The following is a 12,320-nucleotide window of genomic DNA, read 5'->3' as shown; positions in this document are numbered from 1 at the left end:
CGGGGCGCGGTTCCGTGGGGCGAGGCCCCCTGGCGCCCGTCATGGCCGGAGATTGTGGCGCAAGCCGGGCCGCCGGATGCGCATTAGGGCGTCGGAGGGATGATGGACAAGGCTGAACCGGTTCGCCAGGCGCGCGCCCTGCTGCGCGGGGCGCGCGCCGCCACCCTGGCCACCCAGCAGGAGGGTCAGCCCTTCGCCAGCCTGGTGACGCCCGCCGCCGCGCCGGACCTCGCGCTGCTGCTCTGGATTTCCAGCCTCTCGGAGCACACCCGGCAACTCGCGCGCGAGCCGCGCTGCGCCCTGCTGGTGCAGGGCATGGCGCCTGAGGCGAACCCGCAGACCGCCCCTCGCGTGACCGTGACCGGTTTGGCGGAGCGGGTGGGGGATGATCAAAAGGCCGCGCTGAAGGCACGCTGGCTGGCCCTGCACCCTTATGCGGCCCTCTATGCCGGATTCGCGGACTTCGCGCTCTGGCGCATCCGGCCGGTGGCGGCGCTGCTGGTGGGCGGCTTCGCGGCGGCCACGCGGCTGCGGGCGAGCGAGCTTCTGCCGGCGCCGGAGGCGGTGGCCACGATCGCCGCGGCGGAGGGCGGCATCTGCGCCCACATGAACGCCGACCATGCCGATGCCCTTGAAATCATTGCTGTGAACCTGCTCGGGCAGGGCGGCGGCGAATGGCGCATGGTGGCGGTGGACGTGGATGGCTGCGACCTCGTGGCGGGCGAGCGGCGTTGCCGGCTGGATTTCCCGGAGCCGGTCGGGGAGGTGGGCGGCGTGCGGCAGGCATTGGTGCAGGCGGCGCGACAGGCGCGTGTCCTGTCTCTAAAACGTGAATGATCGCGTGCGTTGAGATACGCCTCTCGTCATGCAATATGACGACTGCACAAACATTGACCAGATCGTTGGCCCTGCCCTAGGGTTCGGACGCCTGCGCCGGTGATGCCCATGCGGTACGCGGTTGTACGAGATGCGGATCCCGGCCCGGGCGATTCAATGGCTCCTACCCCGGCGGAATCGCTCGCCGGAGGCATAGCGCCTTGATTGGAGAACAGTATCAGATGACTGCGCCGCAAGCCGCGTCCACCGGACCCCTTGCCGGGACCGGCGTGACTTCCACTGCCGACATCCATGCCAACCTGACCGCCGCCGGGCTCTATGCGCATGCGCTGCGGCGCGGCGAGGGCCGGCTGTCGGCGGACGGCGCCTTCATCGCCGTGACCGGCCAGCACACCGGCCGCTCCGTGCAGGACAAGTTCGTGGCCGACGACCCGGAGGTCTCGAAGGAGATCTGGTGGGGCAAGGTCAACCAGAAGCTCGAGCCGGCCAAGTTCGACGCCTTCACCACCCGCGTCCGCGGCTGGCTGGGCCAGCAGCCCGAGCTGTTCACCGAGGACCTCTATGCCGGCGCCGACCCCGCGCACCGCATCAAGGTGCGCCTGGTGACGACCCATGCCTGGCACGCGCTCTTCGCCCGCAACATGTTCATCCGCCCGCCCGTCGAGGAGCTGGACGGCTTCGAGCCGGACTTCGTGATCCTGCACGCGCCGGGCATGGAAGCCGACCCCGAGGTGGATGGCGGCCGCGCCGGCTCGCCGACCATGATCGCGCTCTCCTTCGCCAGGAAGGTGATCGCCATCGCCGGCACCAGCTATGCGGGCGAGATCAAGAAGTCGATCTTCACCGTGATGAACTGGCTGCTGCCAGCCAAGGGCGTGCTGCCGATGCACTGCTCGGCCAATGTCGGCAAGGGCGGCGACACGGCGCTGTTCTTCGGCCTCTCCGGCACCGGCAAGACCACCCTCTCCTCCGACCCCGAGCGCGCGCTGATCGGCGACGACGAGCATGGCTGGTCGGACAAGGGCGTGTTCAACTTCGAGGGCGGCTGCTACGCCAAGGTCATCAAGCTCTCCCGCGAGGCCGAGCCGCAGATCTGGGACGCCTCCCACCGCTTCGGCGCCGTGCTGGAGAACGTGATCGCCGACGCGCGCGGCAATCTCGACCTCGACAACGGCGCGCTGACCGAGAACACCCGCTCCTGCTACCCGATCGAGTTCATCCCGAACACGGTCGAGGGCGGCATGGCCGGCCTGCCGAAGAACGTGGTGATGCTGACGGCCGATGCCTTCGGCGTGCTGCCGCCGATCGCCCGGCTGACGCCGGCCCAGGCGATGTACCACTTCCTCTCCGGCTACACCGCCAAGGTGGCGGGCACCGAGAAGGGGCTGGGCAAGGAGCCGCAGGCGACCTTCTCCACCTGCTTCGGCGCCCCCTTCCTGCCGCGCCACCCCGAGGTCTACGGCAAGATGCTGGCCGAGCTGATCTCGAAGCACGGCGCCCAGGTGTGGCTGGTGAACACCGGCTGGACCGGCGGCGCCTACGGCACCGGGCAGCGCATGTCCATCAAGCACACCCGCGCCCTGCTGCGCGCGGCGCTGGACGGCTCGCTGAACAACGCGACCTTCGCCACCGACCCGTTCTTCGGCCTCGCCGTGCCGCAGGACGTGCCGGGCATCCCGGCCAACGTGCTGAACCCGCGCGACGCCTGGGCCGACAAGGCCGCCTACGACAAGACCGCCAGGCACCTGGTCGCGCTGTTCGAGAAGAACTTCGAGACCTTCGCCGGCGCGGTCAGCGACGACGTGAAGGCCGCGGCCCTGCGCGCCGCCGCCTGACCGGCAGCACCCTTCGCGACTGAAGAGGGCGGGGCCAGCGAGGCTCCGCCCTTTTTCTTCGGGCGCTCCCTGGGGAAGGCGCCGCCTTCCCCAGACCCCTTCCGCCGGGGTGGCAGTGCCACCCCGGACCCCGCCTCGAACGGCTTTGGCACAGGCAGCGCTGGCTGAGCAGGCTGGCGATGCGCCGTGACAGACAGGGACCATGACCGGGATGACTGATGCGCTCCGCGCCGTTGGGATGTTCGACCCCGTGGCCGATCCGTCCATCTTCCGGGCGGGCGGCGATGAAGGACAACGCCGCCTCGGCTTGCTGGCCTGGGAGATGGTGGAGATCTGGAAGGTTCCCTCGCCGCATCGCGGGGTTGCCACGCGCTTTTCAACGGAGTGGCTTCGGCAAAGGAACTGGAAGATCGCCTTCCTGCCGGACACGTTGAGGCCGGAGGAGGAGGCGCGTTTCTTCAACGCCGTCCGGGATCTGGGCCATGAGCCTTGGCTGGGCACGGCGGTCGATCCGGATCTACAGGAACTTACGGCGGTCTGGAGTATCGGCTTCGGCGAAGGCGACCTGCAGTGGTTCCACGCAGCGCATGGCGGCACCTGGGTGATGGGCTTCACAGCGGAACGTGACTTCGCATTCCTGGGCGATGGTGACGGTGGCGGGTTCCGAGACTTTCCTGCGCGCAGCCCTGGGCGACCTGCGGGAATGGTGGGTGGAGTTCGAGGAAGGGCTGCGAATTCCGCAGTCGGGGGAGAATTCGAGCAGCAAAGCCTTCTTTGACGCGCTGATGGCGCATTACGAACCCTTCATCGCCCGTGCGTGAGGCTGGCGCCCTCTGATGTCGGGGTCCGGGGTGGTTCAACCACCCCGGCGGGGGTGTCCAGAGGGGGCGGCGCCCCCTCTGGCCCAGGCTTGGTCTTGAGAAGCCAACGAAAAAACTCGTGGCATCCTGGCGCGGTGCGGTCCATAAGGCGCAGCGGGCGGCCTGTAAGCCGGGCGCCCGGACCCGCGAGCGTGCGGGATGTCAGCGTCTGCACCGGGCGCCTCCCGAGATTGCCCTGGGGTGCTTCCCCTGGGATCGGGGCGGCGGGGCGGCGTTTCCGGCCACATGGTGCGACCCGCGGTGCTGCCGCGGCCAGCCATGCCGCCCGAGACGCCGGTGGGCCTCCCTTGCGGGGCCTTCACATCCGGTCTGGGCCTGGACGTCCCGTGCCGCTCTTTCGGCCCCCGGCCATGCCGGGGAGAGCAGGGCCCGCCGCCAGGAATGGCGCGGGCCGCGATGCCAAGGACGATCCATGTTCGACAATTATTTCCGCAAAGACATCGCCTGGGGTGGCAAGACCCTGACGCTGGAGACGGGCAAGGTGGCCCGCCAGGCGGATGGCGCGGTGATGGCGCGGCTCGGCGACACCATCGTGCTCTGCACGGTGGTCGGCGCCCGCTCGGTGAAGCCGGGGCAGGACTTCTTCCCGCTCACCGTGAACTACCAGGAGAAGGCCTTCGCGGCCGGCAAGATCCCGGGCGGCTTCTTCAAGCGCGAGGGGCGGCCCTCCGAGGCGGAGACGCTGATCTCCCGCCTGATCGACCGGCCGATCCGCCCGCTCTTCCCCGAGGGCTTCCGCAACGAGGTGCAGGTCATCGCGACGGTGCTGTCGCATGACATGGAGAACAGCCCGGACATCGTCGCGCTGGTCGGCTGCTCGGCCGCGCTGACGCTGTCGGGCATTCCCTTCTTCGGCCCGGTGGGCGCGGCGCGCGTCGGCCTGATCGAGGGCGCCTATGTGCTGAACCCGACGCTGGAGCAGATGAAGTCCAGCAAGCTCGACCTGGTCGTCGCCGGCACCGCCGAGGGCGTGCTGATGGTCGAGTCCGAGGCGCATGAGCTGTCCGAGGACGACATGCTGGGCGCCGTGACCTTCGGCCACCAGGGCTTCCAGCCGGTGATCGAGGGCATCATCGAGCTCGCCGAGCGCGCGGCGAAGGAGCCCTGGGACCTGCCGGAGCCCTCCGAGGAGGAGGCGGCGCTGCAGAAGCGCATCGGCGAGCTGGGCACCGCCGGCATGGCCGAGGCCTACAAGGAGACGCAGAAGCTGGTCCGCCAGCAGAAGGTCTCCGAGGCCAAGAAGGCGATCGCGGCGCAGCTGGCCGAGGAAGGCTTCGAGGTCGAGAAGGCCAAGGGCCTGCTGAAGGAGCTGGAGGCCCAGGTGGTGCGCAACGCCATCCTGGACACCGGCCTGCGCATCGACGGGCGCGACACCAAGACCGTGCGGCCGATCCTGGCCGAGGTCGGCGTGCTGCCGCGCGCGCATGGCTCGGCGCTGTTCACCCGTGGCGAGACCCAGGCCTTCTGCGTGGCCACGCTCGGCACCGGGCAGGACGAGCAGATCATCGACCAGCTCGCGGGCGAGTACCGCGAGAACTTCATGCTGCACTACAACTTCCCGCCCTACTCGGTGAACGAGACGGGCCGGATGGGCAGCCCCGGCCGGCGTGAGATCGGCCATGGCAAGCTGGCCTGGCGCGCCATCCACCCGCTGCTGCCGGAGAAGACCTCCTTCCCCTACACGCTGCGCGTGGTCTCCGAGATCACGGAGTCGAACGGCTCCTCCTCGATGGCCACGGTCTGCGGCACCTCGCTGTCGCTGATGGATGCGGGCGTGCCGCTGAAGCGCCCCTGCGCCGGCATCGCCATGGGCCTGATCAAGGAGGAGAAGGGCTTCGCCGTCCTCTCCGACATCCTCGGCGACGAGGATCACCTCGGCGACATGGACTTCAAGGTGGCCGGCACCGAGCAGGGCATCACCGCCCTGCAGATGGACATCAAGATCACGTCCATCACGCCCGAGATCATGAAGATCGCCCTGGAGCAGGCCAAGGGTGGCCGGCTGCACATCCTGGGCGAGATGGCCAAGGGCCTGACCGGCGCGCGCACAGACGTGGCCGCCAACGCGCCCAAGATCACCGTGATCAACGTCCCCAAGGACAAGATCCGCGAAGTGATCGGCACGGGCGGCAAGGTGATCCGCGACATCGTCGAGACCACCGGCACCAAGATCGATATCGAGGACGACGGCACGATCAAGATCGCCTCGACCAGCCCCGAGGCGACCCAGGCGGCGATCGACCGCATCCGCGGCATCACCGCCGAGCCCGAGATCGGCGTGATCTACAACGGCACCGTGGTGAAGACCGCCGATTTCGGCGCCTTCGTGAACTTCCTCGGCGCCAAGGACGGCCTCGTGCACATCAGCGAGCTTTCCAATGAGCGCGTCGCCAAGACCACCGATGTGGTCAAGCAGGGCGACAAGGTGAAGGTGAAGGTGCTCGGCTTCGACGACCGCGGGAAGGTGAAGCTCTCCATGCGGGTTGTCGATCAGGCCACGGGTGCCGATATCAGCGAGCAGGTCGGTGCCCGTCGTCCGCGTGAGCAGGGCGAGGGTGGCGAGAGCGAGGAGCGGCGGGAGCGCCGCCCGCGCCGCGACCGCGGCCACGCCGCGGACTGACGCAAATTTGAGGTCGCGGCGGCAACCCGCCGCGGCTTCACGGCGTATTTCCAGAAATTTCAGGGCTGGCCGCTAAGAAGCGGGTATCGCTGGCCCTAAATGACGATACTGTGAAACTCGGTTTCTGAGGACGGTAGGCTGCGGTGAAGGCAATCAACGCGATCCGGATGGGCGGTGTGGACGTGCTTCCGCTGGTGGAAGGCGGCAAGGGGGTCGCCGTCTCCACAGGAGCCTCCTGCGGGGAATGGGCGGGTGCCGGTGGCGTCGGCACTTTCTCCGGCGTCAATGCCGACAGCTACGACGCTGAGGGCAACCTGGTCGATCAGGTCTATCACGGCCGCACCCGGCGCGAGCGGCACGAGGAGCTGGTGGCCTACGGCATTGCCGGCGGCATCGCGCAGGCGCGCGAGGCGCATGAGCGCTCCGGCGGCCAGGGCCGCGTCCACATGAACGTGCTGTGGGAGATGGGCGGCGCCGAGCGCGTGCTGCGCGGCGTGCTGGAAGGTGCGCGCGGGCTGATCAACGGCGTCACCTGCGGCGCCGGCATGCCCTATCGCCTGGCCGAGATCGCCCGCGAGTTCAACGTCTTCTACTACCCGATCGTCTCCTCCGGCCGCGCCTTCACGGCGCTGTGGAAGCGCTCCTACAGCAAGGTTTCCGAGCTGCTGGGCGGCGTGGTCTACGAGGATCCGTGGCTGGCCGGCGGCCATAACGGCCTCTCCAACTCCGAGGACCCGGACAGGCCCGAGGCGCCCTATGGGCGCGTGCTGAAGCTGCGCGAGCAGATGCGCCAGTTCGGCCTGGGCGAGGTGCCGATCATCATGGCCGGCGGCGTCTGGTGGCTGGAGGAGTGGGAGGACTGGATCGACAACCCGGAGCTGGGTCCGATCGCCTTCCAGTTCGGCACCCGCCCGCTGGTGACCAGGGAAAGCCCGATCAGCGAGGCCTGGAAGCAGAAGCTGCTCTCGCTCAAGCCGGGCGACGTGCTGCTGCAGCCCTACTCGCCCACCGGCTTCTATTCCTCGGCGGTGCGCAACGAGTTCCTGCGGGACCTGGAGGCGCGCAACGAGCGGCAGGTGGCCATCAGCCCCGAGCCGGTCGGCGAGCACACGGCGGAATATGGCGTCGGGCCCCGCAAGCGGCTGGTCTGGCTGGCCCCGGGCGACCTGGAGCGCGTCCATCAGTGGGAAGCGGCGGGCTATACCGAGACGCTGCGCACGCCGGACAGCACGCTGGTCTTCGTCACGCCCGAGAGTGCGAAGCAGATCCTGAAGGACCAGACGGACTGCATGGGCTGCCTCAGCCACTGCCGCTTCTCCAACTGGACGCAGCACGGGCCGGACTACACCAACGGCAAGAAGGCCGACCCGCGCTCCTTCTGCATCCAGAAGACGCTGCGGGACATCGCGCATGACGGCGACATCGAGAACAACCTGATGTTCGCCGGCCACAACGCCTATCGCTTCGGCTCCGACCCCTTCTACTCGAACGGCTTCATCCCGACGGTGAAGCAGCTGGTCGAGCGGATCATGTCCGGCCGCTGAGGCCGAGCGAATTCCGTTCCGGAATCAGCACAAGATTGCGATCGCGCGTCCCGTCCAGGGGCGCGCGATTTTCTCATCCGGCGAAGCGGGCTACCCATGCTCCAGCACAACCTGCGCCGGAGGAGAGGCCATGGCCCGAGCAATCGAAACCTTCCTGTGTCAACCAGCGGTGGAAGTCATCGCCCGTATCCTGCTGACCTTTCCCTTCTGGGGCAGCGGGCTGGCGAAGCTCATCGACTTCCAGGGCGGCATGGCGGAAATGGCCATGTTCGGGCTCCACCCGCCGGGGGCGTTCAACACCGCCGTCATCATCACCCAGCTCGGCGGCTCGGCGCTGATCATCCTGAACCGCCATACCTGGCTTGGGGCGGGGGCGCTCGGCGTGTTCACCGCCCTTACCATTCCCCTGGTGCACCATTTCTGGAGCCTGGAGGGTGAGCGCGGCATCGTTGCCTTCCACACGGCGACCGAGCATGTCGGCATGATCGGCGCGCTGGTGGTGGTTTCCATCCTGGCGGCGCGGCGCAACCGCAGCCGCAGCGGCGCGCGGATGATGGGCGTCCCGGCCGAGTGAGGGCCGCAAGGCCGGGGGGAAGGAATTCCCCCCGGACCCCCCATCTTCCTTTTGTCAGCTTGGCGCTGCGCGGGCCGCCCGCGCAGGGAACCCGAAGAGAAAAGATGGGGGCCCGGGGGAATTCCTTCCCCCGGACTTTTTGTGTCAGGCGCCCGGCGCCTTGTGGATCGGGTCCACCCAGGGGACGTTCTCCGGCTTCTCCGCCGGCTCGATGTCCAGGTTGACGACCACCGCCTCGTTGTCGCTGCGCACCAGCACGCATTCCAGCGTCTCGTCGGTGGAGGCGTTGATCTCCTGGTGCGGCACATAGGGCGGCACGTAGATGAAGTCGCCCGGCCCTGCCTCGGCGGTGAATTCCAGGTGCTCGCCCCAGCGCATGCGGGCGCGGCCCTTCAGCACATAGATCACGCTCTCCAGCGGACCATGATGATGCGCGCCGGTCTTGGCATTGGCGTGGATGTGGACGGTGCCGGCCCAGATCTTCTGCGCGCCCACGCGGGCCAGGTTGATCGCCGCCTGGCGGTTCATGCCGGGGGTCTGCGCCGTGTTGGCGTCCAGCTGGTCGCCCGGGATCACCCGGACGCCGCTGTGCTTCCAGCCATCCTCCGGGGTGCCGGGCGGCAGGTCGGAATGGTCGTGGCCATCATGCGGCATGGGCGGTTCTCCCGTTCTGGCGCGTGCAATGCCGGATCATGTCGCGCCGATGTGCGAATGCGTCAAGCGGAGCGAGGGGCCGGACCGTTGTCACGCGCCTGCCATGCAACCGTCATTCGCCTGTCGCCCCCACCGACTAAGCCCTCGCGCCATCGAGACCGGAAGACGGGATGCCCATGGCGCGCCGGAAGAACGTGTTGCTCATCGTGGTGGATCAGTGGCGGGCGGACTTCGTGCCGGCCCTGGGCGCGGACTTCCTGCGCACGCCGAACCTGGACCGGCTCTGCCGCGAGGGCGTGACCTTCCGCAACCACGTCACCACCACCGTGCCCTGCGGCCCGGCCCGCGCCAGCCTGCTGACCGGCCTCTACCTGATGAACCACCGCGCCGTGCAGAACACGGTGCCGCTCGACGCCCGCCATATGAACCTGGGCAAGGCGCTGCGGCAGATCGGCTATGATCCGGCGCTGATCGGCTACACCACCACCACGCCCGACCCGCGCACGACCGGCGCGCGCGACCCGCGCTTCACCACGCTGGGCGACCTGATGGAGGGCTTCCGCGCCGTCGGCGCCTTCGAGCCGAGCATGGACGGCTATTTCGGCTGGCTGGCCCAGAAGGGCTACGCGCTGCCGGAAAAGCGCGAGAACATCTGGCTGCCGGAAGGCGAGGATTCGGTGCCCGGCGCCACCGACCGCCCGAGCCGCATTTCCGCCGAGCTGTCGGACACCGCCTACTTCACCGAGCGGGCGCTGACCTACCTGAAGGGCAAGGGCGAGAAGCCCTGGTTCCTGCATCTCGGCTACTGGCGGCCGCATCCGCCCTTCATCGCGCCCACGCCCTACAACACCATGTACAGCCCGGCGGAGATGCCGGCGCTGCGCCGGCGCGAGACCTGGCAGCAGGAGGCGGCGCAGCATCCGCTGCTCGACTTCTACCTGAAGGGCATCAGCCAGGGCTCCTTCTTCCACGGTGCCGGCGGCGCCGCGACGGAACTGGACGAGGCCTCGATCCGGCAGATGCGCGCCACCTATGCCGGCCTCATCACCGAGGTGGACGACGCGCTCGGCCAGGTCTTCGCCTATCTCGACGAGACCGGCCAGTGGGACGACACGCTGGTCATCTTCACCTCCGACCATGGCGAGCAGCTCGGCGACCATTACCTGCTCGGCAAGATCGGCTACCACGACGAGAGCTTCCGCATCCCGCTGGTGGTGAAGGACCCGGAGCGCAAACTCGGCGCCGGCCGCGTCGAGGAGGCCTTCACCGAAAGCGTGGACGTGCTGCCGACCATCCTGGACTGGCTGGGCGGCCAGCCGCCGCGCGCCTGTGACGGCCACTCGCTGGTGCCGCTGGTGCAGGGCGAAAAGCCGGCCGACTGGCGCGAGCATCTCTTCTACGAATACGACTTCCGCGACGTGCACTACTCGCAGCCCGAGGCAGCGCTCGGGCTCTCGATGGACGACAGCGCGCTCTGCGTCGTGCAGGACGCGCGCTGGAAATACGTCCATTTCGCCGCGCTGCCGCCGCTGCTCTTCGACCTTGAGCGCGACCCCGACCAGTACACCAACCTGGCCGAGGACCCGGCCTATGCCGCGGTGGTCGCCGAATATGCGCAGAAGGCGCTCTCCCACCGCATGCGCCACGCCGAACGCACCCTGACTCACTTCCGCGCCACGCCGCGCGGCCTCGAGGAGCGCAATCCATGATTCCCGCCCCCCGCCCTTCCTTCCAGCGCCCTTCCTTCCAGCGCCGTTCCCTGCTTCTCGGCGCCGGCGCGGCCTTCGGTGCCGGCGCGCTGCCCCGCTTCGCCATCGCCCAGGCCGACCAGCGGCCGAGCATCACCATCGCGGTGCAGAAGATCAGCAACAGCAACACGCTGTCGGTGCTGCGCGAGCAGTCGAATGTCGGCGAGCGCACCTTCTCGATGATCTGGGAAGGGCTGATCGGGCGCGACCTGCTGGGCGGGCTGAAGCCGATCCCGCGCCTGGCCACGGATTGGCGCCGCATCAGCGACAGCGTGATCGAGCTCGACCTGCGGCGCGGCGTGAGGTTCCACAACGGCGACGAGATGACCGCCGAGGACGTGGCCTTCTCCTTCGGTCCCGAGGCGATGTTCGGCGACACCAGGCCGACCGCGCAGGGCCGCACCATCGAGGTCAGCGGCGACCGCATCCCGACCCGCGCCGGCCGCGACCTGCCGCCCGAGGTGCCCGCCGTCGCCCGCCGCTCCTGGCCGGCGCTGGAGCGCGTCGAGATCGTCGACAAGTACAAGGTGCGCTTCCACAACGCGACGCCCGACGTCACGCTGGAAGGCCGCATCTCGCGCATGGGCAGCGAGATCATCAACAAGCGCGCCTATGTCGAGGCCGAGACCTGGTTCGACTGGGCGCGCGCGCCCGTGCTGACCGGCCCCTACAAGGTGGTCGAGTTCCGCCCCGACCAGTCCCTCCTGCTCGCCGCGCATGACGCGTACTGGGGCGAGCGCCCGCCGATCCGGCAGATCCGGCTGATCGAGATTCCCGAGGTGTCCTCGCGCATCAACATGCTGCGCTCGGGCGAGGTGCAGTTCGCCTGCGACCTGCCGCCCGACCAGATCGGCACGGTGGAGAGCGACAAGCGCCTGCAGGTGCAGGGCGGCACCATTCTGAACCATCGCCTGACCGTCTTCGACAAGACGCACCCGCAGCTCGCCGACGCGCGCGTGCGCCGCGCCTTCACCCATGCGATCGACCGCCAGGCGATCGTGGACAGCCTCTGGGCCGGCCGCACCGAGGTGCCGAAGGGCCTGCAGTGGCCCTACTACGACGACATGTTCATCAGCGACTGGTCGGTGCCGAAGTATGACCCGGCCGAGGCGCAGCGCCTGCTGAAGGAAGCCGGCTACAAGGGCGACCCGATCCCCTACCGCCTGCTGAACAACTACTACACCAGCCAGGTGCCGACGGCGCAGATCCTGGTCGAGATGTGGAAGCAGGTCGGCCTGAACGTGCAGATCGAGATGAAGGAGAACTGGTCGCAGATCCTCTCGCGCGAGCCGGGCCGGGCGGTGCGCGACTGGTCGAACAGCGCGCCCTTCAACGACCCCGTCTCCTCCATCGTCAACCAGCACGGCCCGAACGGGCAGCAGCAGCAGGTCGGCGAGTGGACCAACGAGGAGATGAACCGCCTTTCGGTGGAGCTGGAGACCTCGACCGATCACGCGCGCCGCAGGCAGATCTTCCGCCGCATGCTGGAGATCTGCGAGCGGGAGGACCCGGCCTACACGGTGCTGCACCAGAACGCGACCTTCACCGGCCTTGGCCGCGACACGCCCTGGAAGGCGGCGCCGGCCTTCGCGATGGAGTTCCGCGCGCACAACTGGAAGGCCTGACG

Annotated in this window: 9 protein-coding genes; 8 read left to right on the top strand and 1 reads right to left on the bottom strand. The window is 68.7% G+C overall.

The window, feature by feature from the left end:
- Window positions 1-102: 102 nt before the first annotated feature.
- From QMO56_RS08020 to QMO56_RS07995, 6 genes are all read left to right on the top strand, one after another.
- Entirely contained in the window at window positions 103-837 is a 735-nt protein-coding gene (locus tag QMO56_RS08020) for a HugZ family protein (RefSeq protein ID WP_283524759.1), read from the top strand.
- A 221-nt stretch (window positions 838-1,058) separates the two neighbouring features.
- Window positions 1,059-2,672: a phosphoenolpyruvate carboxykinase gene (locus QMO56_RS08015; RefSeq protein WP_283524757.1), complete on the top strand. Its 1,614-nt coding sequence runs from the start codon at window positions 1,059-1,061 to the stop codon at window positions 2,670-2,672.
- A 211-nt stretch (window positions 2,673-2,883) separates the two neighbouring features.
- Window positions 2,884-3,450, top strand: coding sequence for a hypothetical protein (locus QMO56_RS08010; RefSeq protein WP_283524755.1), 567 nt, complete (start codon window positions 2,884-2,886; stop codon window positions 3,448-3,450).
- A 515-nt stretch (window positions 3,451-3,965) separates the two neighbouring features.
- The gene (gene pnp, locus QMO56_RS08005; RefSeq protein ID WP_283524753.1) at window positions 3,966-6,173 is read left to right on the top strand and encodes a polyribonucleotide nucleotidyltransferase; all 2,208 of its coding nucleotides are present in this window, start codon (window positions 3,966-3,968) and stop codon (window positions 6,171-6,173) included.
- A gap of 143 nt (window positions 6,174-6,316) precedes the next feature.
- Window positions 6,317-7,717 carry a nitronate monooxygenase family protein gene (locus tag QMO56_RS08000; RefSeq protein ID WP_283524751.1) on the top strand — a complete coding sequence of 467 codons (1,401 nt, stop codon included), beginning with the start codon at window positions 6,317-6,319 and terminating at the stop codon, window positions 7,715-7,717.
- Between the two features lie 130 nt (window positions 7,718-7,847).
- The gene (locus QMO56_RS07995; protein ID WP_283524749.1) at window positions 7,848-8,291 is read left to right on the top strand and encodes a DoxX family protein; all 444 of its coding nucleotides are present in this window, start codon (window positions 7,848-7,850) and stop codon (window positions 8,289-8,291) included.
- Between the two features lie 144 nt (window positions 8,292-8,435).
- Here QMO56_RS07995 and QMO56_RS07990 read toward each other — a convergent pair whose 3' ends face one another.
- The gene (locus QMO56_RS07990) at window positions 8,436-8,945 is read right to left on the bottom strand and encodes a cupin domain-containing protein (RefSeq protein WP_283524748.1); all 510 of its coding nucleotides are present in this window, start codon (window positions 8,943-8,945) and stop codon (window positions 8,436-8,438) included.
- A 176-nt stretch (window positions 8,946-9,121) separates the two neighbouring features.
- On the opposite strand from QMO56_RS07990, the gene pehA reads away from it, so the two are divergent.
- Both pehA and QMO56_RS07980 read left to right on the top strand, forming a co-directional pair.
- The gene (gene pehA, locus QMO56_RS07985; RefSeq protein WP_283524746.1) at window positions 9,122-10,654 is read left to right on the top strand and encodes a phosphoric/sulfuric ester hydrolase PehA; all 1,533 of its coding nucleotides are present in this window, start codon (window positions 9,122-9,124) and stop codon (window positions 10,652-10,654) included.
- On the top strand, window positions 10,651-12,318 hold the full coding sequence (locus QMO56_RS07980) for an ABC transporter substrate-binding protein (protein ID WP_283524745.1): 1,668 nt from the start codon (window positions 10,651-10,653) through the stop codon (window positions 12,316-12,318). Before pehA ends, QMO56_RS07980 begins: the two co-directional genes overlap by 4 nt.
- Window positions 12,319-12,320: the final 2 nt, after the last annotated feature.

Source organism: Roseomonas sp. E05, assembly GCF_030063475.1.
Classification (GTDB): domain Bacteria; phylum Pseudomonadota; class Alphaproteobacteria; order Acetobacterales; family Acetobacteraceae; genus Pseudoroseomonas.
This window is presented reverse-complemented; position numbering and strand designations above follow the sequence as displayed.